The sequence below is a fragment of the Agromyces lapidis genome, from assembly GCF_009749405.1.
GTDB lineage: Bacteria > Actinomycetota > Actinomycetes > Actinomycetales > Microbacteriaceae > Agromyces > Agromyces lapidis.
This window is the reverse complement of record NZ_WBIQ01000010.1, coordinates 231872-254601: the sequence shown is the minus strand read 5'-3', so window position 1 is coordinate 254601 and position 22730 is coordinate 231872. Positions and strand designations below refer to the sequence as shown.

21 protein-coding genes are annotated in these 22730 nt (G+C 71.3%); 9 read left to right on the top strand and 12 right to left on the bottom strand.

Annotation, left to right across the window (positions count from 1 at the left end; all coding sequences use genetic code 11):
* The 4 genes from GQQ93_RS17295 to GQQ93_RS17280 all read left to right on the top strand — a co-directional run bounded on the left by GQQ93_RS17295 (position 1) and on the right by GQQ93_RS17280 (position 4278).
* Positions 1-1536 (top strand): MmgE/PrpD family protein, encoded by a 1536-nt coding sequence (locus GQQ93_RS17295; RefSeq protein ID WP_157425475.1) that lies wholly within the window; start codon positions 1-3, stop codon positions 1534-1536.
* Positions 1536-2435, top strand: a complete 900-nt coding sequence (prpB, locus tag GQQ93_RS17290; RefSeq protein WP_157425474.1) for a methylisocitrate lyase — start codon at positions 1536-1538, stop codon at positions 2433-2435. The genes GQQ93_RS17295 and prpB overlap by 1 nt, the downstream gene beginning before the upstream one ends.
* Positions 2436-2470: 35 nt before the next feature.
* On the top strand, positions 2471-3619 hold the full coding sequence (locus GQQ93_RS17285) for a bifunctional 2-methylcitrate synthase/citrate synthase (protein ID WP_157425473.1): 1149 nt from the start codon (positions 2471-2473) through the stop codon (positions 3617-3619).
* A 104-nt stretch (positions 3620-3723) separates the two neighbouring features.
* Positions 3724-4278 carry a thioesterase family protein gene (locus GQQ93_RS17280; protein WP_343032752.1) on the top strand — a complete coding sequence of 185 codons (555 nt, stop codon included), beginning with the start codon at positions 3724-3726 and terminating at the stop codon, positions 4276-4278.
* Here the strand turns inward: GQQ93_RS17280 and GQQ93_RS17275 are convergent.
* Positions 4275-5384 carry an AI-2E family transporter gene (locus GQQ93_RS17275; protein WP_157425471.1) on the bottom strand — a complete coding sequence of 370 codons (1110 nt, stop codon included), beginning with the start codon at positions 5382-5384 and terminating at the stop codon, positions 4275-4277. The genes GQQ93_RS17280 and GQQ93_RS17275 overlap by 4 nt on opposite strands.
* A gap of 78 nt (positions 5385-5462) precedes the next feature.
* On the bottom strand, positions 5463-5972 hold the full coding sequence (locus GQQ93_RS17270) for an SRPBCC family protein (protein ID WP_157425470.1): 510 nt from the start codon (positions 5970-5972) through the stop codon (positions 5463-5465).
* 64 nt (positions 5973-6036) lie between these two features.
* Between GQQ93_RS17270 and GQQ93_RS17265 the strand changes: the two genes are divergently transcribed.
* Both GQQ93_RS17265 and GQQ93_RS17260 read left to right on the top strand, forming a co-directional pair.
* Positions 6037-6405, top strand: coding sequence for a hypothetical protein (locus tag GQQ93_RS17265; protein WP_157425469.1), 369 nt, complete (start codon positions 6037-6039; stop codon positions 6403-6405).
* A gap of 113 nt (positions 6406-6518) precedes the next feature.
* Positions 6519-6881: a DoxX family protein gene (locus GQQ93_RS17260; RefSeq protein ID WP_157425468.1), complete on the top strand. Its 363-nt coding sequence runs from the start codon at positions 6519-6521 to the stop codon at positions 6879-6881.
* A gap of 8 nt (positions 6882-6889) precedes the next feature.
* Here GQQ93_RS17260 and GQQ93_RS17255 read toward each other — a convergent pair whose 3' ends face one another.
* The 4 genes from GQQ93_RS17255 to GQQ93_RS17240 all read right to left on the bottom strand — a co-directional run bounded on the left by GQQ93_RS17255 (position 6890) and on the right by GQQ93_RS17240 (position 11136).
* A complete protein-coding gene (locus tag GQQ93_RS17255) occupies positions 6890-7471 on the bottom strand; it encodes a TetR/AcrR family transcriptional regulator (protein WP_157425467.1) in 582 nt (193 codons plus the stop codon).
* Between the two features lie 42 nt (positions 7472-7513).
* A complete protein-coding gene (locus GQQ93_RS17250) occupies positions 7514-9151 on the bottom strand; it encodes a phytoene desaturase family protein (RefSeq protein WP_157425466.1) in 1638 nt (545 codons plus the stop codon).
* Between the two features lie 126 nt (positions 9152-9277).
* Positions 9278-10084: an ABC transporter permease gene (locus GQQ93_RS17245; protein ID WP_157425465.1), complete on the bottom strand. Its 807-nt coding sequence runs from the start codon at positions 10082-10084 to the stop codon at positions 9278-9280.
* Positions 10085-10128: 44 nt separating this feature from the next.
* Entirely contained in the window at positions 10129-11136 is a 1008-nt protein-coding gene (locus GQQ93_RS17240) for an ATP-binding cassette domain-containing protein (protein WP_212277382.1), read from the bottom strand.
* 60 nt (positions 11137-11196) lie between these two features.
* Here GQQ93_RS17240 and GQQ93_RS17235 point away from each other — a divergent pair, with 60 nt between their 5' ends.
* Positions 11197-12198 (top strand): helix-turn-helix transcriptional regulator, encoded by a 1002-nt coding sequence (locus GQQ93_RS17235; RefSeq protein WP_157425464.1) that lies wholly within the window; start codon positions 11197-11199, stop codon positions 12196-12198.
* A gap of 4 nt (positions 12199-12202) precedes the next feature.
* On the opposite strand, the gene GQQ93_RS17230 is transcribed toward GQQ93_RS17235, so the two are convergent.
* Positions 12203-12823, bottom strand: a complete 621-nt coding sequence (locus tag GQQ93_RS17230) for a TetR/AcrR family transcriptional regulator (RefSeq protein ID WP_212277381.1) — start codon at positions 12821-12823, stop codon at positions 12203-12205.
* An 83-nt stretch (positions 12824-12906) separates the two neighbouring features.
* On the opposite strand from GQQ93_RS17230, the gene GQQ93_RS17225 reads away from it, so the two are divergent.
* On the top strand, positions 12907-13698 hold the full coding sequence (locus tag GQQ93_RS17225) for an alpha/beta fold hydrolase (RefSeq protein WP_157425463.1): 792 nt from the start codon (positions 12907-12909) through the stop codon (positions 13696-13698).
* 47 nt (positions 13699-13745) lie between these two features.
* On the opposite strand, the gene GQQ93_RS17220 is transcribed toward GQQ93_RS17225, so the two are convergent.
* Together GQQ93_RS17220 and GQQ93_RS17215 are read right to left on the bottom strand one after the other, a co-directional pair.
* The gene (locus tag GQQ93_RS17220; protein ID WP_157425462.1) at positions 13746-14189 is read right to left on the bottom strand and encodes an META domain-containing protein; all 444 of its coding nucleotides are present in this window, start codon (positions 14187-14189) and stop codon (positions 13746-13748) included.
* A gap of 64 nt (positions 14190-14253) precedes the next feature.
* Positions 14254-15198, bottom strand: coding sequence for a LysR family transcriptional regulator (locus tag GQQ93_RS17215; protein ID WP_157425461.1), 945 nt, complete (start codon positions 15196-15198; stop codon positions 14254-14256).
* 157 nt (positions 15199-15355) lie between these two features.
* Between GQQ93_RS17215 and GQQ93_RS17210 the strand changes: the two genes are divergently transcribed.
* Positions 15356-19063 carry a proline dehydrogenase family protein gene (locus tag GQQ93_RS17210; RefSeq protein ID WP_157425460.1) on the top strand — a complete coding sequence of 1236 codons (3708 nt, stop codon included), beginning with the start codon at positions 15356-15358 and terminating at the stop codon, positions 19061-19063.
* A 112-nt stretch (positions 19064-19175) separates the two neighbouring features.
* On the opposite strand, the gene GQQ93_RS17205 is transcribed toward GQQ93_RS17210, so the two are convergent.
* The 3 genes from GQQ93_RS17205 to GQQ93_RS17195 form a co-directional block, all read right to left on the bottom strand.
* Positions 19176-20330 carry a hypothetical protein gene (locus GQQ93_RS17205; protein WP_157425459.1) on the bottom strand — a complete coding sequence of 385 codons (1155 nt, stop codon included), beginning with the start codon at positions 20328-20330 and terminating at the stop codon, positions 19176-19178.
* A 50-nt stretch (positions 20331-20380) separates the two neighbouring features.
* Positions 20381-21865, bottom strand: a complete 1485-nt coding sequence (locus GQQ93_RS17200; protein ID WP_157425458.1) for an HNH endonuclease signature motif containing protein — start codon at positions 21863-21865, stop codon at positions 20381-20383.
* Positions 21866-22211: 346 nt separating this feature from the next.
* Positions 22212-22709, bottom strand: coding sequence for an ATP-dependent zinc protease family protein (locus tag GQQ93_RS17195; protein WP_157425457.1), 498 nt, complete (start codon positions 22707-22709; stop codon positions 22212-22214).
* Positions 22710-22730: the final 21 nt, after the last annotated feature.

Below are 22730 nucleotides of genomic sequence, written 5' to 3'. Positions count from 1 at the left end.
ATGCATCTCCACCACGTGCGCACCCACCGCAGCGACGAGAACCTCGCCCGTGAGGGCCAGCTCGCCTGGAAGCTCGCGGGCGTCGCGACCGACCCGGTCGAGCTCGACGACGACGTCGTCGACATGGTGGTGAACCGCGTCATCGACAACGCCGCGGTCGCGGCGGCCTCCGTGGCCCGCCGTCCCGTCGTCTCCGCGCGCAGCCAGGCGCTCTCGCACCCCGTCTCGATCGGCGGCGACGGCGCGACCGTGTTCGGCGCCGACGCCGCCCGTCGCACGAGCCCCGAGTGGGCGGCCTGGGCGAACGGGGTCGCCGTGCGCGAGCTCGACTACCACGACACCTTCCTCGCCGCCGAGTACTCGCACCCCGGCGACAACATCCCCCCGATCGTCGCGGTCGCCCAGCACCTCGCCCAGAGCCGTGGCCTCACCGGACGCGACGTGGTGCGCGGCCTGGCGACGGGCTACGAGATCCAGATCGACCTCGTGAAGGCGATCTCGCTGCACAAGCACAAGATCGACCACGTCGCCCACCTCGGCCCCTCGGCGGCCGCGGGCATCGGCACCCTGCTCGGCCTCGACCAGGAGACGATCTTCCAGGCCATCGGCCAGGCGCTGCATACGACCACGGCGACCCGCCAGTCGCGCAAGGGCGAGATCTCGACGTGGAAGGCGCACGCCCCCGCCTTCGCCGGCAAGATGGCGATCGAGGCCGTCGACCGCGCGATGCGCGGCCAGACGAGCCCGGTCCCCATCTACGAGGGCGAAGACGGTGTGATCGCCTGGCTCCTCGACGGCCCGGATGCCTCGTACGACGTGCCGCTGCCCGACCAGGGCGAGGCGAAGCGCGCCATCCTCGACTCGTACACGAAGGAGCACTCGGCCGAGTACCAGGCGCAGGCCTGGATCGACCTCGCCCGCAAGCTCCACGACGAGTACCCGCTGATCCTCGACGCCGCGCACATCGAGTCGATCACCCTGCACACCTCGCACCACACGCACTACGTGATCGGCTCGGGCGCGAACGACCCGCAGAAGTACGACCCCGACGCCTCGCGCGAGACCCTCGACCACTCGATCCCCTACATCTTCACGGTCGCCCTGCAAGACGGAGCCTGGGACCACGAGACCTCGTACTCGCCCGAGCGCGCTCACCGCGCCGACACGATCGAGCTGTGGAAGAAGGTCTCGACCGTCGAAGACGCCGAGTGGACGCGCCGCTACCACTCGCTCGACATCGCCGAGAAGGCGTTCGGCGGCCGCGTCGTCATCAAGCTCGCCGACGGCGGCGAGATCGTCGACGAGATCGCCGTGGCCGACGCGCACCCGCTGGGCGCCCGGCCGTTCGCCCGCGAGCAGTACGTGCACAAGTTCCGCACGCTCGCCGAATGGGCCGTCGCGCCCGACGAGATCGAACGGTTCCTCGACCTCGCGCAGCGCCTGCCCGAGCTCTCGCCCGACGAGCTCGGCGGGCTCACCTTCACCGTCGCGCCCGGTGCGCTCACCGGCGTCGAGATCCCCGAGGGGCTGTTCTGATGCTGTACTCCCAGACCCCCGCCGCCGAGAAGCGCCGCCTGTTCCGCGAGCGGCTCGCCACCGGCGAGATCATGCGGTTCCCGGGTGCGTTCAACCCGCTCTCGGCGAAGCTGATCGGCGAACGCGGCTTCGAGGGCGTGTACATCTCGGGTGCGGTGCTGAGCGCCGACCTGGGGCTGCCCGACATCGGGCTCACGACGCTCACCGAGGTCGCCGGGCGCGGCAGGCAGATCGCCCGCATGACCGAGTTGCCGGCGATCATCGATGCCGACACCGGCTTCGGCGAGCCGATGAACGTCGCCCGCACGGTGCAGGAGATGGAGGATGCGGGCCTCGCCGGCCTCCACATCGAGGACCAGATCAACCCGAAGCGCTGCGGGCACCTCGACGGCAAGCAGGTCGTCGACGACGAGACGGCGCTGCGCCGCATCCGCGCCGCCGTCGACGCGCGTCGCGACCCGAACTTCCTCATCATGGCGCGCACCGACATCGCCGCGGTCGACGGGCTGCAGGCCGCGGTCGACCGGGCGAAGGCCCTCGTCGACGCGGGGGCCGACGCGATCTTCCCCGAGGCGATGCGCTCGCTCGAGGAGTTCGCCGCGATCCGCGCAGCGGTCGACGTGCCGCTGCTTGCGAACATGACCGAGTTCGGCAAGAGCGAGCTGTTCACGGTGCGCCAGCTCGCCGACGTCGGCATGAACATCGTCATCTGGCCGGTGTCGTTGCTGCGGCTCGCCATGGGGTCGGCGATGCGGGGGCTCGACGAGCTCGAGGCATCCGGTTCGCTCACCGCCCGGCTCGGAGAGATGCAGCACCGCTCGGAGCTCTACGAACTGATCGACTACGAGGGCTACAACCACTTCGACACCTCGATCTTCAACTTCACCGTCGCACGCTGACGCCGACCGCAGAACGCCAACGCAAAGGAGCATCCATGGCCGAGCAGGAGACCACCGCCCCCGTCATCTTCAAGGGCCTGGCCGGTGTGCCGGTCGACTACACGGCCGTCTCGAAGGTCAACCCCGAGACGAACTCGCTGCTCTACCGCGGGTACCCCGTGCAGGAGCTCGCGGCCTCCTGCACCTTCGAGGAGGTCGCCTACCTGCTCTGGTACGGCGAGCTGCCCGACGACACCCAACTGGCCGCCTTCGAGGACCGCGAGCGCGCGCTCCGCGGGCTCGACCACGAGGTGAAGCGCATCATCGACGAGCTGCCGCTCACCGCCCACCCGATGGACGTCGTGCGCACCGCGGTCAGCGTCATCGGCGCGAGCGACCCGGCGACGCCCGACGACTCGCCCGAGGCCAACCTCGACAAGGCGATCCGCCTGTTCGCGAAGCTGCCCTCGATCGTCGCCTACGACCAGCGCCGCAGGCACGAGCTCGAGTTCGTCGAGCCCCGCGACGACCTCGGCTACTCGGCGAACTTCCTCTGGCAGGCCTTCGGCGAGGCGCCCGAGCTCGAGGTCGTCACCGCCTTCGACGTCTCGATGATCCTCTACGCCGAGCACTCGTTCAATGCCTCGACGTTCACGGCGCGCGTCATCACCTCGACGCTCTCCGACCTGTACTCGGCCGTGACGGGTGCGATCGGCGCGCTCAAGGGCCCGCTGCACGGCGGCGCGAACGAGGCCGTCATGCACACCTTCGACGAGATCGGCGCGGGCCCCGGCGGGGCCGAGCGGGCCGTCGCCTGGCTCGACGAGGCGCTCGCCTCGAAGCGCAAGATCATGGGCTTCGGGCACCGCGTCTACAAGAACGGCGATTCGCGCGTGCCGACCATGCGCGACTCGATGGAGCGCATGGTCGAGCACTACGACCGCCCCGACCTGCTCGAGCTCTACGTCGCCCTCGAGCAGGCGATGGGCGAGCGCAAGAATATCAAGCCGAACCTCGACTACCCGGCCGGCCCCGCCTATCACCTGATGGGCTTCGACACCCTGACCTTCACGCCGCTGTTCGTGGCGTCGCGCATCACCGGGTGGACGGCGCACATCATGGAGCAGGCCGCCGCGAACGCGCTCATCCGCCCGCTGTCGGTCTACAGCGGCGTCGACGAACGGCACGTGCCCGCGAAGGGCTGAGCGTTCGGCACAACTCGCGCGCGAGGCATCCGCCTCTGATTGTCGCAACCCCATGATGATGGGGGAGCGACCACGAAACGGGCATACAGTCGTCGACTATGCACATGTTCTTCCGCACGATGCTGCATTTCGTGCTCGCCCGATTCCGTTCGCGGCTCGGGCACGGCGACGTCGCCCGCACGAACTTCATCACGCTGCCGACCGACCTCGACATCATCAACCACATGAACAACGGGGTCTACTTCTCGATCATGGACGTCGCGCGGTTCGAGATGCTCGTGCGCAACGGCGTGTGGCAGCTCATGCGGGATCGCGGCTGGTACCCGGTCGTCGCGAGCGAGACGATCACGTTCCGCAAGTCGCTCAACCCGTGGAACCGCTTCACGATCGAGTCGCGGATCATCGGCCACGACGACAAGGCCGTGTACATGGAGCAGCGCTTCGTGCGCCCGGATGCCACGGGGACGCCCGAGATCTACGCGACCGGCTACATCCGGGCGCGCTTCCTGCGGAAGGCGGGCGGCACCGTGCCGATGCCCGAGCTCGTCGAGGCGTTCGGCGTCGAGGGCTTCCACGGCATCCCCGAGTGGATGGAACGCTGGGGCGACGACGTCGCGCTGCCGCCGATGCGCGCGGCGGCGCCGTCGGTGTGGAGCTAGCTGCGCGCCTTCATCGGCACGACGACCTCTTTGATGATGAGCAGGATGCCGGCCGCGACGGGGATCGCGACGAGCGCACCGGGCAGTCCGGCGAGGGTGCCGCCGGCCAGCGCCGCGATCAGCACGATCGACCCCGGCACCTGCACGGCCTTGCTCATCACCTTCGGCGTGAGCACGTACGCCTCGACCTGCATGTAGATGAGCATGCCGACGAGCACGATGAGTGCGGCGGCCGGTGAGACGAAGAGCGACAGCGCGGTCATCACGGCCGTCGTCAGCACCGTGCCGATGAGCGGGATCAGCGTGATGAAGAACGCCGCGACCGAGATCACGAGCGCGAACGGCACTCCGGCGACGGTCAGCAGGATGAGGCTGTACACGGCGTTGAAGAACGCGAGCACGACCATGCCGCTGAGGTAGCGGCCGACGTTCTGCATGATGCGCTCCGCGTACCCGACCACGCGCTCGCGGTGCGAAGCGGAGATGAGCGTGTAGATCGCGGCCTTCGACGAGTCGAGCGTGGCGGTGAAGTAGATGGTCAGGATGAAGATGAAGAACGCGCTCGACAGCCCGCCGAGGAGGGCGAATCCGAAGTTGAGCGCGCCGCCGCCGATCGTCGTCCAGAACGTTGGGTCGCTGATCGTGTCGACGATCCATTGGTAGACCGAGCCGATGATGCCGCCCGAGCCGTTCTGCGCGTCCTGGTACCACTGCTGCTGCTGCAGGTTCTGATAGGCCGTCGGCAGGGAGTTGACGAAGGAGACCGCCTGGCCGATGACGAGCGGCAGCACGAGCCAGAGCATGCCGACGATGACGAGCACGAAGAGGATGATGACCGTCAGGATCGCGAAGCCGCGCTTCATGCCGCGGCGCTCGAACCAGCGCACGAGCGGGTCGAGCCCCAGCGTGATGAATGCCGCCGCGAGCACCGAGAACACGACGCTCGACATGCTCGCGAACGCCGCCGCGAGGCCGAGCGCGATGACGACACCGAGCGTCGCGACGAACGCCCATTGGAAGGGGCGGTTCGTCATGAGGTCGGCGGCGCGGCCGCGGCCGTGCGTCTCAAGGTCGGCCTCGTGCGCTCGGCGCTGAATGGGTTTCACGGCGCCAGTCTAGGGGCCGGGCGGGCCCACACCGCCGAAGCGGCCGGTCGGGTCATCCACGGCGCCGCACCGGGACGTTCAGCCCTTCGCCGTGCTCGGCACCGTGAGTTCGCGGTAGTGGGGAGAGAACCCGGGGTAGTAGCTCTCCCAGACCGGCAGTTCTGCACCCGAGCGCGAGGCGGCGAGCCGATCGAGGTAGAAGTCCCAGCCGGGGCCGATGCTCGCGGCCTCGCTCGCGTCCTTCATGCGCTGGCCCAGGGTCAGGGTGGTCATGCCGCCGCCCTCGACGAGGTGGCAGAACACCCGCACGCCCGTCGGGCCCGAGCCCGAGTCGGCCGTGAAGCTGTGCGGCGCCCGGCACTCGAGGATGGAGACGTTCATCCACTCGGCGCCCTCCTCGCTCATCTGGAAGCGGACGCCGCCGGTCGACGGACTCCCCGTGTACGTGCCGATCCAGCCCTTCATGGCGTTGGGGTTCGTCAGGCTGAACCACACGTCTTCGATCGGGGCGTGGAACAGGCGGTCGAACTGCAGGTACAGGCCGTCGGCCTTCAGCACGTAGTGTCCGGTCGGTTTCGCGGTCATCATCGCCCCCACTCGTTCGTGACTTTCAGGCTAATCCGGGCGGGTGCTGAGCACTAGAGTCGGAGGCATGAGTTCCAAGGGGTCGCAGCGCGTTGCGCACGAAGAAGCAATGGACATCACCGAGGGCAAGTCTGGGCTGTGGGGCGCCCTCGCCGGACTGATCGTGTTCGCGCTGATCGCGGTGCCGCTGTCGGCGGCGTTCGCGTTCGCGACGCACCCCCACTCGCAGCAGCTGTTCGCGGGGCGTCTCTCCGACGCCACGGCGGGCGGCTACCAGACCTTCTGGTGGCTGGTGACGATCTTCCTCTTCCTCCTGCCGTTCCTCGTCGGCTACGGCGTCGCGAAGCTCTCGGTCAAGTCGCTCGTGATCGTCGGCGCCGTCGTCGCGCTGTTCGTCATCGCGATCATGATCCTCGGGCAGGTCTTCGTCTTCTAGGCCGGCGTCTGCTCGGCCCGGCGTCTGCTCGGCCCTGCGTCTGCTCGGCCCGGCGGCGCACCCGCTGCGATCAGGCATGGCGAGCCTCCATACCATACGGTATGGTACGAAATATGGATGTCGCGTTCCCCGACCCCGTCTGGCCCGTCGTGCTCCTCGCCGTCATCTGCTTCGGCGACGCGCTGCTGTGCCTCAAGCCGGTCGCGTTCATCGCGAGGTGCTTCGAGGACGTGGGCTTTCCGAGACGATGGTGGTGGGTCATGCCGCCGATCAAGTTCGCTGCTGCAGCGGGGCTCGTCGCCGGTATCTGGATTCCCTTTCTCGGCGCCCTCACCTGCGCCGCGCTCGTCGCCTACTTCGTCGTCGCGATCGGAATGCACGTGCGGGCGCGCGACTTCGGGCGCAACCTCTTCGTCAACGCGACGGGCATGCTGGTGATCTGCGTCGCGACCGGTCTGTTCTGCTTCGTGCTCTGATCGAGCGATCAGCGCGCGTCGTCACCGCTCGGCCCGCCCGCGAGCGGGGCGATCTCGAGCAGCAGCCGGTAGACGGCGCGGAGCTCGTCGGCGCCGATCGGCGGCACCGTCGCCGCGGCGCCCACCGAGACCAGGTACGGCACGAGGGCTGCGGTGCGCGCGGCCGCATCCGACGAGGTCGCCGGCCGCCACACCGCCTGCAGCGCATCGATGATGCGCGCGTCGATGCGCGCCTGGGTCGCCCGGGCATCGCCGTCCGTGTGCGCCCAGGCGCGCACGGCGGCGTCGAGTTCGGTCGGGCGGATCGACGGCCCGGGCATGAGCGCGAGTTCGCTGAGCCACTCGAGGGTGGCGCGGGTTCCGCCGTCGCCTCGCGTCGCGATTCCCTCGTCGATCGCCGCGATCGTGCGCTGCTCGTAGTACGCGAGCAGCGCCTGCTTGTATGCGCCGGACCCGTCGAAGTGGTGGTGGAACGAGCCCTTGGTCACGCCGAGTCGCGCGGCCAGGCGGTCGATGCGCAGCGCCGGCGCCCCTTCGGTGGCGAGCACCGTCAGCCCTTCGTCGAGCCAGCGTTCCCGTGTCGTCGCCATGGAGCCACCGTACCCGACGGTATGGTCCGCAGCGCGCGACGCTCAGCCGGCGAGCTGCTCGAGCACGGCCATCGCGGCGTTGTGCCCGCCGATGCCGCTGACGGCGCCGCCGCGTACGGCGCCCGATCCGCACAGGAGCACGGCAGGATGCCGCGTGGCAACGCCCCAGCGCTCGGCCGGCGTCGTGAGCGGTGCACCAGGTTCGGCCCACGGCCACGACAGCGGCCCGTGGAAGATGTTGCCGCCCGGCATGCGCAACGCCGCCTCGAGGTCGAGCGTCGTCTTCGTCTCGATGCAGGGACGGCCGGTGGCATCCCTCATGACGACCGACTCGACGGGCTCGGCGAGCACGGAGTCGAGCGAATCGATCACCGCCTGCTGCAGCAGGGCGCGCAGCTCGTCGTTGCCGTGGCGCTCGAGCAGGCGGTGCGGCACGTGCAGGCCGAAGACGGTGAGCGTGTGCGCACCCGAGGCGGCGAGTTCGGGCGACAGGATCGACGGGTCGCTCAGGGTGTGGCAGTAGATCTCGCAGGGCAGCGGCGAGGGGATGCCTCCGCGAGCGGCCGTCGCGTACGCCGCGTCGAGCTGCGTGGCGAGCTCGTTGATGTGGAACGTGCCCGCGAAGGCCTGCTCGGGGGCGACCTCGGCGTCGCGCAGCCGGGGGAGCCGGGTGAGCAGCAGGTTGACCTTGACCTGCGCGCCCTCGGGGGCGTGCAGTGCGCGCAGCCGTTCGCGCACGACGGGCGGGACGGCTTCGGCGTTCGGGTCGCCCGCCTCGACGAGCCGCTCGAGCACGGCGGGCGCGACGTTCGCGAGCAGGGTGCCCGCCGTCGCGTGGCGCTCCTCGCCCTCGAGCCGGTAGCGCACGCGGCCGGCCGGGTCGACGCCCAGCACCTCGGCGCCCGTGACGAGCGTCGCGCCGGCCTCGCGCGCCGAACGGGCGAGCTCGCCGCTCACGGCGCCCATGCCGCCGACCGGCACATCCCAGTCGCCGGCGCCGCCGCCGATCACGTGGTAGAGGAAGCAGCGGTTCGCATCGAGTGCGGGATCGTCGAGCGCGGTGAACGTGCCGATGAGCCCGTCGGTCGCGACGATGCCGCGCACGAGGTCGCTCGTGAACCGCGCCTCGATCGCCTCGCCGAGGGGGCGTTCGACGAGGGCGTTCCACGTCTCGTCGTCGCCGATGAGGGCGCGGGCTTCGGTTCGGGTCGGCAGCGGCTCGGTGAGGGTCGGGAAGAGCCGCTCGGCGAGATGTGCGGTCCGGGCGTAGAACGCCTCCCAGGCGGCCGCGTCGGCTTCGGCGCCCACCCTGGCGAAGGCGGCGACGGATGCCCCGGCGTCGGCCTCGTTGTCGACGAGCAGTCCCCGATCGGGGTTCGTCGGGTCGGGCGTGTATGAGGAGAAGCGTCGGCGCACGAGCTCGAGGTCGAGGCCGAGGTCGTCGATGATGCGCTGCGGCAGCAGGCTCACGAGGTACGAGTAGCGGCTGAGCCGGGCGTCGACCCCCTCGAAGGCCTCGGCCGAGACCGCCGCCCCGCCCAGGTGGTCGGCGCGCTCGACGAGGAGCACGTCGAGCCCGGCCCGGGCGAGGTAGGCGGCGGCGGTGAGGCCGTTGTGGCCGCCGCCGAGGATCACGACGTCGTGCGCGGTGGTCACGGGCTCGGACTGGGGGAGTGGCATGCCTCGAGCGTAGGCGGTCGCCCGTGGGGTTGGTGCTCTCGCGGCACTACGTCACTGATACGCCGGTGGTATCAGTGCCGAAGCGGGCGCGGTCCGCGCCGCGCCCGCCTCTCGCTTCAGCCCGGCTCAGCTCGCCCGGCGCATCGCGCGCACGCCGACGACCACGCCGATCGCGCACGTCACGATCGCGGCGATGGCGCCGCCGACGACGGCCGGGTCGCCGAAGTCGCCCGCGAGCAGCGCGCGCTCGGCGCCGACGAGGTAGCTCAGCGGGTTCACGGCGGCGGCGACCTTCATCCAGTCGGGGCCGTCGTCGAGGGGCAGCAGCATGCCCGACAGGATCATCAGCGGGAACAGCAGCGTCTGGTGCACCATCCAGAACATCCAGTCGCGGTTGCGGCACGAGAGCGCGAGCGTGTAGCTCAGCGCGCCGAAGCCGATGCCGAAGACCGCCAGGATCACGAGGCCGACGGCGAGCCCCGCGACATCCACCGCGAACCCGAAGGGCACGGCGACCACGACGACGATCGTGCCCTGGATGACGAGCGGCACCACCTCTTTGAGGGCGCGGCCGACGAGCAGCGCACTGCGGGAGAGCGGCGCGACGAGGGTGCGTTCGTGCGATCCGGTCTGCATCTCGAAGAGCAGGTTCGCGCCGGTCGACGCGGTGCCGAAGAGCGCCACCATCACGAGGATGCCGGGCACGAACCACTGCAGGGTGCCGGCGACGTCGCCGCCGGCGGCGCCGATGAGCAGCGGCCCGAACAGACCGAGGAACACGAGCGGTTGCACGAGCGAGAACATGACGCTGAACGGGTCGCGCACGAGCGGCTTCGACTCGCGCACGAAGACGGCGGCGGTGTCGCGGACGAAGCCCGTCGGGCGGGTGCCGGCGGTGGTGCCCGCGGAGGCGGCGGGTGCGGTGGTGGTCATGAGAGAGGTCCTTTCATCGGGGTGGGAGGTCACTGGGCGGGCGGTCAGGCGGCGACGGGCTCGGACGCCTCGCCGATCGGCGCGGCATGGGCGGCCTCGTCGCGGAGGCTGCGCCCGGTGAGCGCGAGGAAGACGTCGTCGAGGGTCGGCTGCCGGTGGGTGGCCGCGGCGACGTCGATTCCGGCGTCTGCGAGCTCGCGGATGTAGCGGGGCAGCGCCCGGTCGCCGCCGGGTGCCGTGACGGTCACGACGCGGGCGGATGCGCCGTCGGCTCCGTCGATCTCGCCGCCGAGGCGGGCGGCGGCGGCCGAGGCGTCCGTCGCGCTCTCGAAGGTGAGCGTGACCCGGTCGCCGGCGAGCGACTCCTTGAGCGCCCACGCGGTGTCGTCGGCGATGACCGAGCCGTGGTCCATCACCATGACGCGTTCGGCGAGCCGGTCGGCCTCGTCGAGGTAGTGCGTCGTGAGGAAGATGGTCGTGCCGGTCGCCCGGCGCAGCTCGACGATGTGCTGCCAGAGGTTCGCCCGGCTGTGCGGGTCGAGGCCCGTCGACGGCTCGTCGAGGAAGAGCAGCTCGGGGCGGTGGATCAGCCCGAGGGCGATGTCGAGCCGGCGCTTCTGCCCGCCCGAGAGCGACTGCACCGTGCGGTTCGCGACCTGCCCGAGCTCGAGCGACTCGATCAGCTCGGCGGCCCTGGTGCGCGTCTCGCGACGGCCGAGCCCGTAGAACGCGCCCTGGGCGTGCAGTTCGTCGCGCACGCGCTGGGTGTGCCCGCCCGAGCTGCCCTGGCCGACGTAGCCGATACGACGGCGCACCCCCGCGGGGTCGCGGCGGACGTCGCATCCGGCGACGACCGCGTCGCCGCTCGTCGGAGGGAGCAGGGTGGTGAGCATGCGGAGGGTCGTCGACTTGCCGGCGCCGTTCGGGCCGAGGAAGGCGACGAGTTCGCCCTCGCCGACGGCGAGGTCGAGTGAACGGACGGCCTCGACGGTCTGCCCCTTCGAGCGGAACGTCTTCGTGAGGCCCTGTGCGGTGATCATCTGGTTCGTCATGAGGCCAGCTTCTCGAGGCATCCGGTCACTTCCTGTCCGCTTTGGGAGGAGAATCTGAACATGGCCGCAACCACCTCGAGAACCCTCGAACTGCTCTCGCTGCTGCAGAGCCACCGCCACTGGTCGGCGCGCGAACTCACGGGGCGCCTCGGTGTGAGTGACCGCACCCTGCGTCGCGACGTCGAGCGGCTGCGCGAGCTCGGCTACGGCATCGAGTCGCTCCGCGGCAGCGCGGGCGGCTACCGGCTCGAGGCCGGCACGGGCCTGCCGCCGCTGCTGCTGAGCGACGACGAAGGGGTCGCGATCGCTCTGGGTCTCCGCTCGCAGGCGACCGCGGGCCTGCGCGGCGCCGAGCACACGACGCTCTCGGCGCTGGCCAAGATCGAGCAGGTGCTGCCGCCGGCGCTGCGTCGACGCATCGAGGCGCTGCAGTCGCACACCGCGGTCGGCGCGGGCGGCGCCTGGAACCGCTCAGGCCGACCCACGCCCGAGGTCGACACCGAGCTCCTCGGCGTCCTCGCACTCGCGTGCCGAGACAGCGAGCGGCTGCGATTCAGGTACACGGATGCCACGGGCGCGGCCTCGGCGCGCATCGTCGAGCCGTACCGGCTCGTGCCCGTCGCGCGCCGCTGGTACCTGCTCGCGTGGGACCGCGAGCGACTCGACTGGCGCACCTTCAGGCTCGATCGCATCAGCGAGGTGTTCTCGACGCGCGTGCGCTTCGAGCCGCAGGAGATGACCGAGGAGTCCGCGCGCGAGCGGGTCGAACGGGCCGTGCGGCACCGGCGCCGCAGCATCCGCGCCCGTGTCGTCGTCGAGCTGTCGCAGGCCGAACTCGTCGAGCACCTCGGCTGGTACGGCCGCGAGGTCGAGGCGGTCGATGCGTCGCACTGCGCCTGGCCGATCGAGGCGGAATCGGTCGAGGCCCTCGGGGTAGCGCTCATCTGGCTGCCCGCGGGCGTCGCGTACCGAATCGAGGGCTCGCCCGAGCTGCGCGAGTTCCTCGTGGTGCAGGCCGAACGTTTCTCCGCGGTGGCGAGGGCCTCGGCGCCGACGAGGTGAACGCTCAGTCGCCGCCGGTGCCGAACGCGGCGAAGAAGACCTCGAGCGCCGAATCGACCTGGGCCTCGATCTCGGGGGCCGACGGGATCGCCGTATCGCCGAGCAGCATCGCCCGGTTGACCGGCTCGCCCATCACCAGCCAGTTGAGCTGGGAGGCGGCGCGCTCGGGGTCGTCGATGCGCAGGGCCCCGGCGTCCCGGAGTTCGGCGATGAGCTCGGCGAGCTTCACGATCGCCCGCCGCGGCCCCTGTTCGTAGAGGGCGGCGGCGAGCTCGGGAGAGCGGGTGAGTTCGCCGATGACGAGCCGCCGCAGGCTGAGGACGCTCGGCGACATGACCGTCGTGAGCTGGGCGATCAGGAGGGCGCGCAGCAGCGGTCGGGGGTCGCCGGCGGAGTCGAGGGCCGGTGGCGACGGCACCGCGCGTCTGGTGGCGACGGTCTTGGCGGTGACGAGTTCGAGGAAGAGCGCGCGCTTCGAGCCGAAGTGGCTGTACAGCGTCTGCTTGGCGACGCCGCACTCCTTCGCGATGGAGTCCATCGTCACCGACTCGTACCCGGTCGACAGGAACTGGCGTTCGGCCGCGAGGAGGGCGGCCTCGCGCTTCTGCAGTGAACTCGGGCGCATCTGAGGACCTCCTTGCGACATCATACCGATGAGTCTATATTCTCAAGGAGAACAAGACTCATCAGTCCAGAAACGAGGCGACCATGTCATCTCCAACGCTCGAGTCCGTGCTGACGCGCACGGGCGATCGTGTCGTGTTCGACCGTCACGGCACGGCCGGCGGTCCCGCAGCGCTCTTCATCCAGGGGGCCGGGCCGACCCGGGCCGACGACCCCGTGACCACCGAGACGGCTCGGCTGCTCGCCGAGCGGGGGTTTCAGGCGCTCGTCTACGACCGGGTCGGCCGCGGTGATTCGGCCGCGGCCGGGCCGATCCCGCTCGAGCGCGAGCTCGACGCGATCGCGGCGCTCGCCGAATCGGCGGCAGGCCCGGTCGTGCTCGTCGGGCACTCCTCGGGCTGCGCGATCGCCATGCTCGCAGCGTCGCGCGTCGAGCGCCTCGCGGGGCTCGTGCTGTGGGAGGCGCCCCTCGGCCAGTTCGCCGACGGGGCTCCCGCCTGGTGGGCCGAGGTCGAGCGGCACCTCGACGCCGGCGAGCTCGAGCAGGCGGTCGCGGCCTACATGGTCGACATGCCGCCCGAGTGGCTCGAGCAGCTCAAGGGGTCGCCCGACTACCCCGCGCTCGTGCTGAGCTGGATCCCCGACGGCCGGGCGCTCGCTGCCGTCGAATCGAGCGGGGCGGCCGCATCGCTCGGTGCACTGGAGGTGCCCGTGCTCGCTGTGGTCGGCACCGAGACGTTCCCGGGCATGTCGGCGGCGGCCGACGCGATCGCCGCGGCGGCCCCGCGCGGCATCAGCGAGGAGCTCGCCGGGGCGTGGCACAGCTGGGATCCGGAGGCGATGGCCGCGCGGCTCGCCGTGCTGCTCGACGCCTGAGGCGTGCGCCCGGCGTCGTCCTCATGGGGTGAGCGTCGCCCTCGGGGCTAGTAGCCGCCGCCGTCGTCGCCACCGGACGTGTGCTCGAGCGTGCCGATCTCGGCGCCGTCCGAGCCGAGCACGGTCATGGTGTCGTCGGCGATCGTCGCCTCGCTCAACCCCGCCAGCCAGGTGTCGACGCCCTCGCACGCCATTTCGGTGGCGGTGAGATCCTCGAACTGCACGTGGTCGGACTCGTCGACCGTCCAGGTGCCGGTGAGCGTGTTGCAGCCGTCGGTGCCGCTGAAGCCGCCGTCGTCGTCGAGCGTGAGCGACGGCGCGCCGGCGTCGTCGGCATCGCCCCACGTGCCGGTCGGATCGATCGAGCCGCCCCGCACCGATCCCTCCTCGCCGAGGCAGCCGGCCAGCAGGATCAGCAGTGCCGCGGCAGCCGCTGCGGCGCCGACGCCGCGCGAGACCCGGCGACGCGTGACCCGTTGAATCGTGGTCATGCCCGCGAGGGTAGTCCTCCGGCGCGCCGGCCGCCACGCCCGGAACGGGAACGGGAACGGGGGATCAGGGCGACCCGGCCGCAGCGGGTGCCGCCGGGGGCGCGGTCGCCGCCGGGGTCGCGGTCGCCCTGACGGCGCGGGCGAGGGCATCGCGGCAGGCGACGACGGCCGGCCGGGCCGCGGCGGCGAGCCGCGTCGAGGTGAAGACCTCGCGCTCGGGATGCCCCGGCAGGTCGACGAGCCGCACGCTCGGCGCCTCGCCCGCCCACACCAGGTCGGGCAGCAGCCCCACCGCGTTGCCCGATCGGATCAGGCGGATGTGCGCCATGAGGTCGGCCGTCTCGAACCGCACGTCGGGTTCGAACCCTGCCTCGCGGCAGAGCTGCTCGGCCCACTCGCGCGAGGCCGTGCCCTCGGGTTCGAGCACCCACGGCATGCCCGCCGCGGCCGGGAGGCCGGCCGAACGCGCGGCGGGATGCGGAGGCAGCGCGAGACGGATGGCGTCGGCGGCGAGGTGCACGCGATCGAGCTCGGCGCGGTGCGCGCGGGTGTGGCCGGGGTACTGCTCGGCGACGACGAGGTCGAAGTCGCGCGCCGCGACCTCGAAGAGGCCGACGTCGGGTTCGCGCTCGGTGATCTCGACCCGGAGTGCCGGGTGCTCGGCGCGCAGCAGCGTGAGCGCCTGCGGCACGACCGCGTGGGCGGCCGACTGGAAGACCGCGATGCGCACGGTTCCGCCGACTGCGGTGAGCGAGCGCGCCACCTCGGACTCGGCCTCTTCGAGCCGGTCGAGGATCGCCCGGGCGTGCTCGACGAGCACGAGCGCCTGCGGGGTGAGCTGCACCCGCCGGCCGACCTGCACGAGCAGCGGCACGCCGGCCTCGCGCTCGAGCAGGCTGAGCTGCTGCGACACCGAGGAGGGGCTGTACGAGAGGGCTTCGGCGACCGCGGTGAGCGTGCCGCGCTGGCTCAGTTCGACGAGCAGCCGCAGGCGGCGGACATCGAGCATGGGGGCCTCCGTGACATCCGATCGATCTTTCGGTTCTTCCGAACAGTATTCATCAGAATCATTCGCTGTACCGAATGGATGTCCCGGGCGCACACTTGATCCGACAGGCGCGCGAACCCCCGGCGTGCCCGAAGAAAAGGACACTACCCTCGTGACCATGTCGAACGCCGCCACGGATGCCCGGCCGGATACCGATCACGTCGTCGCCCTCGTGCGCCGCTGGCTCGAAGAGAGCGCGAAGCACCCCGTCGAGCCCGCCGCCCAGCGCCTCGCCGGCGTGCTGAAGGACCCCAACGGTCTCGCCTTCACCGTGGGCTTCGTCGACGGCGTCATGCGCCCCGAAGACCTCGGCGTCGCCGGCCGCAACCTCGAGCAGGTCGCGAAGCTCACCCCGAAGTTCCTGCCCTGGTACCTGAAGGCCGCGATCCGCCTCGGCGGCGTCGTCGCCCCCGTGCTGCCCTGGGCCGTCATCCCGATCGCGCGCCGGGTGCTGCGCGCCATGGTCGGCCACCTCGTGCTCGACGCGACCCCCGACAAGCTCGGCCCCGCGATTGCGAAGCTCCGCCAGGGGAGTGGGACTCAGTCGGGCAACCGCCTGAACCTGAACCTGCTCGGCGAGGCCGTGCTCGGCGAGCAGGAGGCCGACCGCCGCCTCACGGGCACCTTCGAGTTCCTCGCCCGCGACGACGTCGACTACGTCTCGATCAAGGTGTCGTCGGTCGTCAGCCAGCTCTCGATGTGGTCGTTCGACGAGGCCGTCGCGAAGGTCGTCGAGAAGCTCACGCCCCTCTACGAGCTCGCCGCGTCGAGCGAAGCGCGCGGCAAGCCGAAGTTCATCAACCTCGACATGGAGGAGTACCGCGACCTCGACCTCACGATCGCGGTGTTCACGACCCTCCTCGACCAGCCGCAGCTGCGCGGCCTCGAGGCGGGCATCGTGCTGCAGACCTACCTGCCCGACGCGCTCGGCGCCATGCAGGAGCTCACGACCTGGGCGACCGCGCGCCGCGCGGGCGGCGGCGCCCCGATCAAGGTGCGCGTCGTCAAGGGTGCGAACCTCGCCATGGAGCACGTCGACGCCGCCGTGCACGGCTGGCCGGTGGCGACCTACGGCACCAAGCAGGACTCCGACACGAACTACAAGCGCGTGCTCGACTGGTCGATGACGCCCGAGCGCACGCACGCCGTGAAGCTCGGCGTCGCCGGCCACAACCTCTTCGACGTCGCCCACGCCTGGCTCACGGCGCGCGAGCGCGGGGTCGAGAGCCGCGTCGAGTTCGAGATGCTGCTCGGCATGGCGACCGGCCAGGCCGAGGCGGTGCGCGGCGACGTCGGCAAGCTGCTGCTCTACACGCCCGTTGTGAACCCGTCGGAGTTCGACGTCGCGATCGCCTACCTGATCCGCCGCCTCGAAGAGAACGCGAGCGACGACAACTTCATGTCGGCCGTGTTCGAGCTCGCCGCGAACGAGGGCCTGTTCGAACGCGAACGCGCCCGCTACGAGCGCTCGCTCGCCGCCCTGCTCGCCGAGCCGGATGCCACGGTGCCGACCCCGAACCGCACGCAGAACCGCCGCACCGAGTGGGACGGCGACGCGCTCGCCGCCGCGATCGCCGTGCCGGAGGCCCCGGCGCCGGGCGCCGAGCACGACGACGACGCCTCGCTCACGAGCGTCGTGCTCGGCATCACGCGCGGCTCGGGCGGAACCCAGCTGACCGACGCCGTGGCATCCGGATTCGCGACCGCCGACGACGCAGCGGCCGCAGCCGGAGGCGCAGCGCTTGCGCCGGCCGCCGCCGCGCCGAGCGGACCGGGCGTGACGCCCGGCTTCCGCAACGAACCCGACACCGACCCGGCGCTCGCGCCGAATCGCGAGTGGGGTCGCCGCATCCTCGCCCGCGTGCCCGACACGACGCTCGGCCTCGCCACCATCGAGGCCGCCCGCGTCGACGACGCGGCCGAGCTCGAGCAGATCATCGCGACGGTCGCGGCCCGGGGCAAGGCCTGGGGCGAGCTTCCGGGCGCCGAGCGCGCCGCCGTGCTGCACCGTGCCGGTCTCGCGCTCGCCGCGAACCGCGACCGCCTGATCGAGGTGATGGCCGCCGAGACCGGCAAGACCATCGCCGAGGCCGACCCCGAGATCAGCGAGGCCATCGACTTCGCGCACTACTACGCCGAGCGGGCCCGCGAGCTCGACCACGTGCAGGGCGCGACCTTCGTGCCGTCTCGCCTGACGGTCGTCACACCCCCGTGGAACTTCCCGGTCGCGATCCCGGCCGGCGGCGTGCTCGCCGCGCTCGCCGCGGGCTCGGGCGTCGTCATCAAGCCCGCGAAGCTCGCGCAGCGCTCCGGCGCCGTCATGGTCGAGGCGCTGTGGGAGGCGGGCATCCCGCGCGACCTCCTCGCGCTCGTCGACATCGGCGAACGCGAGCTCGGCAAGCAGCTGGTCTCGCACCCCGCGGTCGACCGCGTCATCCTCACCGGCGCCTACGAGACGGCCGAGCTGTTCCGCTCGTTCCGCCAGGACCTGCCCCTGCTCGCCGAGACGAGCGGCAAGAACGCCATCATCGTGACGCCGTCGGCAGACCTCGACCTCGCGGCCTCCGACGTCGTGAAGAGCGCCTTCGGCCACGCCGGCCAGAAGTGCTCAGCGGCTTCGCTCGTGATCCTCGTCGGCTCGGTCGCGAAGTCCGAGCGCTTCCATCGTCAGCTCGTCGACGCGGCGACCTCGCTGCGGGTCGGCTACCCGGCCGACGCGCAGAGCCAGATGGGCCCGATCATCGAGCCCGCGAACGGCAAGCTGCTGCACGCCCTCACCCAGCTCGGCATCGGCGAGGAGTGGCTCGTCGAGCCGAAGCAGCTCGACGCCACCGGCAAGCTTTGGTCGCCCGGGGTGCGAACGGGCGTCGCGCCCGGCTCGTACTTCCACCTCACCGAGTTCTTCGGTCCCGTGCTCGGCATCATTCACGCGAAGGACCTCGACGAGGCGATCCGCATCCAGAACGCGGTCGACTACGGTCTCACCGCGGGGCTCCACTCACTCGATGCGGGCGAGCTCGCGACGTGGCTCGACAAGGTGGAGGCGGGCAACCTCTACGTCAACCGCGGCATCACGGGCGCGATCGTCGAGCGGCAGCCGTTCGGCGGCTGGAAGCGGTCGGCCGTCGGCGCCGGCGCCAAGGCCGGCGGCCCGAACTACCTGTTCGGCCTCGGCGACTGGGTTCCCGCGACCGGGCACTCCTCGAAGTCGCTGCACCTGCGCGGACTCGAGCGCCGTGTCTCCGAACTCATCGAGGCCTCGCAGTCGGCGCTCGACTACGAGTCGTTCGAGGTACTGCGCCGCTCGGCGCTCTCCGACGAGGTCGCGTGGGCCGAGGAGTACGGCACCGTGAAGGACGTCTCGGGCGTCGGCGTCGAGCGCAACCTCTTCCGCTATCGCTCGCTGCCGGTGGCCGTCCGCATCGGCGAACGCGCGAGCCTCGCCGAGGGCCTGCGCGTCATCGCGGCGGGCCTGCTCGCGAAGTCGGCGTTCACCGTGTCGTCGGCCGTCGAGCTGCCGAAGGGCGTTCGCACGCTGCTCGCCGCGCGCGACGTGAAGATCGTGCGCGAGGGCGACGCCGCCTGGCTCGGCCGCGTCGCGAAGGACGCCTCGTCGGCGCTCGGCGCGAGCCGCGTGCGCCTCGTCGGCGGGGATGCCTCGGCGCTGGCCTCGGCACTCGGCGGCACGCCCGACGTCGCGGTGTGGTCGCACCCCGTGACCGCGTCGGGCCGCGTCGAGCTGCTGCCGTTCCTGCACGAGCAGGCGATCTCGATCACCAACCACCGCTTCGGCAACCCGACGACGCTCTCGGACGGGGTGATCTGAGCGCGGTTCAGGCCGCGGGCAGCTCGTGAGCAGGATGAGCCGGTCGGGACCGTCGCATGCGATGGAGTCGGCCGGCTCGTCCTGTTGAGGCTTCTGACGGTGCGGGCTCGGCTCAGGCGCGAGTGCTCGCGTCGGCGCTTGCGTCGCCGCTCGCGTCGGTGCGACGGAAGGTCAGTACCTCGTCGCGCTTCGACCGCTCGAGCTCGAATCCCAGGTCGCGGAGCCGACCGAGCACCCGCCGCGGCAGCGCGGGCAGTTCGGAGGTGAAGCCCGGCCGACTCCGCGCGGCGCCCGCGATGAGCGAGACGTCGACGCCTGCGCCGCGTACCTCGACGCGGGCGTAGTCGCTGCGGCAACGCCAGACGAGCTCGTCGAGATCGTCGAATCTCACGACCGTCGTCGAGGCGTCGGTGCGGAGCCACAACCGGTCGTCGCCGAACCCGATCGTGCAGTCGAGCGTGCGGCGGCGCACGACCGCGAGGTACGCGAAGTATGCGGGCAGGGCGAAGGCGACGCCGACGATGATGATCGCGAGACGCGCGCCGACCAGGTAGATGACGTCGCCGGCGGCGATCAGCGCTGCGGCTGCGACGGCGCCCACGACGACGACGATCACGACGATCGCGGTCGTGAGGGCGCGCATCGTCATCGGAATCGCCGCGAAGCGCACCTCCGAGCCGCGGCCATGCTCGGCTCGCTCCCACTCGGGGGTGGCCGGCGCCGGCTTCGACTTCGAGGGTCGACCGACGGCCGAGGTGATGCGTGAGAGCAGGGCGAGCCAGATCCATCCGGCGGCGGGGACGGCGGCGAACTGCACGATCACGAAGGCGATCTTGAGCGGCTCGGGCGCGGTCTCGAGCAGCGGGCGGCCGAGCTCGATCGCGAACCACAGGAACGCGGCCGCGGCGACCGCGCCGATCACGTGCAGGATCACCCCGTCGCGCTCGGGTGCGATGCGGAAGGTCAGGTTCACGAACGAGAATCCGCACAGCCACCCGCCGACGAGCATCAGCAGGTACGGGACGAACTCCATGCCCTGACCGGCGGCGAACCATGGCACGGTCAACGCGAAGCACACCGCCGCCCACACGAGCGGGCTTCGCAGCAGTCGAAGCGGCAGCGCAGCGCGGATCGCCGGGCTCTCGGCGGGGCGCTCACCCGGGTGCTCGGCCGGGAGCGTTGCCGCGCGGGTCATGCATCGCTCGGCCGTCGTCGTCGTCGTCTCCGTCGCCGTCGTCTCCGCGCTGCGCGGCGGTCGTTCGGTCATTCGGGCAGTCTAGGGGGCGGGCACGAGCGCTGATTCGACGCGGGTGTCGATCAGAACGGCGGAGGATCGGTGTAGCTGCGACCCGTGGGACTTCGCCAGGTGACGGTGTCGTCGGTGTTCTTCGTCGGCGTGAACCGGGTGGCGTGTTTGAGTCGATGATCGCCGCGACACAGCGGACAGAGGTTGTCAGGGTTGGAGCGCCCGTCGTGCTGCCACTCGGTGAGGTGGTCGACGTCGGCGCTGATCGCGAGGCGGTCGCAACCGGGTCGGGTGCAGCGGCCGTGCACGAGCGAGAGCCAGAGCCGCTGCTCTTTCGTCGGCCGGTACCGGGTGCGGTCGAGCACGAGTGGTGCCGAAGTGATCGGGTCGACCGCCAGCCGGAGGAATGACGGAGCATCGGCGAAGAGCTGACGCGCGGTCGCGTCGTCGATCGGACCGACGCCGTCGAGCACGGCGAGCGCGGTGCTGGCGGCGCGATCAGTGCCAGCAATGCTGCTGCCGGTGCCGGTGCCGGTACCCGCCCCAGAGCTGCCGCACGAGCCGGTGGCGGTCGTCTTGCCGGTCTGCGGGCCGGCCGCACGCGTCAGCGCCAGCACCGGAACGGTGACGACGACCTCGGTTCGCGCGGCCGTCGGCGTGCCGTGCCCGGAGAGCCAGCGCGCGGCGGTGTCGGCGCGCAACTGGTCGAGCGTGCGGGTCTCGTCGGGTGCGCCCGAGTCGCGCCGGGCCGTCGCATCGAGGCGGGCACTGATCTTCGCAGCCTCGAGTTGCGAGGTGTAGACGCCGACCCACGCCATGCCGTCGTCGAGGTGCTCGACCACGACGCGCCGGGTCGCGTAGGCGGCTGCGTGCCGTGCTTCGAGGTGGTCGCGTTCGATCTGCGCGAGCGCTGCACGCGCGCGTTGACGGAACCGGGTCGTGGTGACCGTGCCGATCACCGCGGCGAGGGACTGATCGAGTTCGGACAGACGGGCGTCGCCCGGGGCGAAGCCGGCGGCGGCATCGACCGCGACGCGTGCGTCGAGGTAGCTCGCGGCACCGGCGGCGAAGCGGGCCCACACCTCAGGAAGCCGAGCCTGCAGCACCGCCGCCTCATGCGCGCGATTGCGAATCGTGCCGACCGACACCTTGAGTCGCATCGAGAGTTCGGTCGCCGCGGCACGCACCGCCAGCTCGGCGGCATCGCTGGATGCCAGTTGCGCCGCTCGGAGGTAGACGGCGGGGTTGCGGGCCGCGAGTTCGAGCGCGCGGCGGGTGGCCGCGAGTTGCGCCGCCATGGCGCGGTTCGCGGCGAACTGCGCCTGCTCGGCTTCGTCGAGTGCCGAGCAGAGCTCGGCGAACGCGTCGACCGATGCGGCCACCCCGGCGAACTCGTGCGCCGCATCGAGCGCGAAGGGCATGGCGTCGACGTCGGAGCAGTCGACGGCGTCGGTCGAGCGTTCGGGCTCGATCGCGAACGACGGCACGGAGCCGAACTCGGCGAAGCGCCCGAGGGTCGCTGCCTCGGTCGAATCGAGTTCGAACGTGTGTGCCATGTATCGATGATCTCAGCACCCACCGACATCGAATGGATGTTCATCCGAGGGTGGCGGGGCGTCGACCCCGCTCAACCCAGGAACCTCGCCCGTCGTACGAGGCGGCGGACGAGGAGATGGAGGCGGCGGCGGAGGAGGGGGAAGAAGAGGAGGCGGCGGCGGCGGCGGAGGGGGCGGCGGCGGAGGAGGGGGAAGAAGAGGAGGCGGCGGCGGCGGAGGGGGATGCGGCGGAGGAGGAGGAAGAGGAGGCGGCGGAGGAGGAGAGGAGGATCCGAGGAGGCGGAAGAGGCCGCGGAAACGGTGGAGAGGCGGCGGAGGCGACGGGGGAGGCGCGGGTCGTCGCCGCTCAGCGCCCGCGGTTGCGGCGGCGGATGCCCCGGGGTGCCCGCCCGCCGACGAACGACCGGGCCGAATCGACGACGAAGCCCTGGCGCAGCGCCTCGCGGCCGATGAGCATGCGAAAGCCCATCTCGTCGCGGTTCGTGAGGGTCACCTCGGCGGTCACGGTGCGCTCCTGCAGCACGAGCTCGAGGAGCACCACGATCCGCTCCTCGGAGTGGCCCGAGGAGCTGCGCACCTGACGGCGGTCGTGCACGGGCAGTTCGACGACGACCGCGTCGTCGTCGCTCTCCTGCCAGGGGCGGATGCCGAAGCGCACGCGGCCGAGCGGCTCGCCGCCCGAGGCATCTGCTTCACCGGGCAGTTCCTCCACGTCGAAGGCGTGCAGCGACGAGGTACGCGCTCCGGTGTCGAGCTTCGCCTTGATCCAGGGCACTCCGGCATCCGGCAGGCTCACCCATTCGCGCCACCCGGCGATGGTGCTTGAATGGGATTCCTCGTTCACTCGACCATCTTGGCAGGGCTC

Bases quoted from the DNA above. Each gene is read 5' to 3' on its own strand.
- GQQ93_RS17225 (WP_157425463.1), top strand. From the start codon at position 12,907: ATGTCATCTCCAACGCTCGAGTCCGTGCTGACGCGCACGGGCGATCGT.
- GQQ93_RS17235 (WP_157425464.1), top strand. From the start codon at position 11,197: ATGGCCGCAACCACCTCGAGAACCCTCGAACTGCTCTCGCTGCTGCAG.
- GQQ93_RS17285 (WP_157425473.1), top strand. From the start codon at position 2,471: ATGGCCGAGCAGGAGACCACCGCCCCCGTCATCTTCAAGGGCCTGGCC.
- GQQ93_RS17220 (WP_157425462.1), bottom strand. From the start codon at position 14,189: ATGACCACGATTCAACGGGTCACGCGTCGCCGGGTCTCGCGCGGCGTC.
- GQQ93_RS17250 (WP_157425466.1), bottom strand. From the start codon at position 9,151: ATGCCACTCCCCCAGTCCGAGCCCGTGACCACCGCGCACGACGTCGTG.
- GQQ93_RS17260 (WP_157425468.1), top strand. From the start codon at position 6,519: ATGGATGTCGCGTTCCCCGACCCCGTCTGGCCCGTCGTGCTCCTCGCC.
- GQQ93_RS17240 (WP_212277382.1), bottom strand. From the start codon at position 11,136: ATGACGAACCAGATGATCACCGCACAGGGCCTCACGAAGACGTTCCGC.
- GQQ93_RS17215 (WP_157425461.1), bottom strand. From the start codon at position 15,198: ATGCTCGATGTCCGCCGCCTGCGGCTGCTCGTCGAACTGAGCCAGCGC.
- GQQ93_RS17265 (WP_157425469.1), top strand. From the start codon at position 6,037: ATGAGTTCCAAGGGGTCGCAGCGCGTTGCGCACGAAGAAGCAATGGAC.
- GQQ93_RS17205 (WP_157425459.1), bottom strand. From the start codon at position 20,330: ATGACCGAACGACCGCCGCGCAGCGCGGAGACGACGGCGACGGAGACG.
- GQQ93_RS17255 (WP_157425467.1), bottom strand. From the start codon at position 7,471: ATGGCGACGACACGGGAACGCTGGCTCGACGAAGGGCTGACGGTGCTC.
- prpB (WP_157425474.1), top strand. From the start codon at position 1,536: ATGCTGTACTCCCAGACCCCCGCCGCCGAGAAGCGCCGCCTGTTCCGC.
- GQQ93_RS17210 (WP_157425460.1), top strand. From the start codon at position 15,356: ATGTCGAACGCCGCCACGGATGCCCGGCCGGATACCGATCACGTCGTC.
- GQQ93_RS17245 (WP_157425465.1), bottom strand. From the start codon at position 10,084: ATGACCACCACCGCACCCGCCGCCTCCGCGGGCACCACCGCCGGCACC.
- GQQ93_RS17200 (WP_157425458.1), bottom strand. From the start codon at position 21,865: ATGGCACACACGTTCGAACTCGATTCGACCGAGGCAGCGACCCTCGGG.
- GQQ93_RS17230 (WP_212277381.1), bottom strand. From the start codon at position 12,823: ATGCGCCCGAGTTCACTGCAGAAGCGCGAGGCCGCCCTCCTCGCGGCC.
- GQQ93_RS17270 (WP_157425470.1), bottom strand. From the start codon at position 5,972: ATGATGACCGCGAAACCGACCGGACACTACGTGCTGAAGGCCGACGGC.
- GQQ93_RS17295 (WP_157425475.1), top strand. From the start codon at position 1: ATGCATCTCCACCACGTGCGCACCCACCGCAGCGACGAGAACCTCGCC.
- GQQ93_RS17280 (WP_343032752.1), top strand. From the start codon at position 3,724: ATGTTCTTCCGCACGATGCTGCATTTCGTGCTCGCCCGATTCCGTTCG.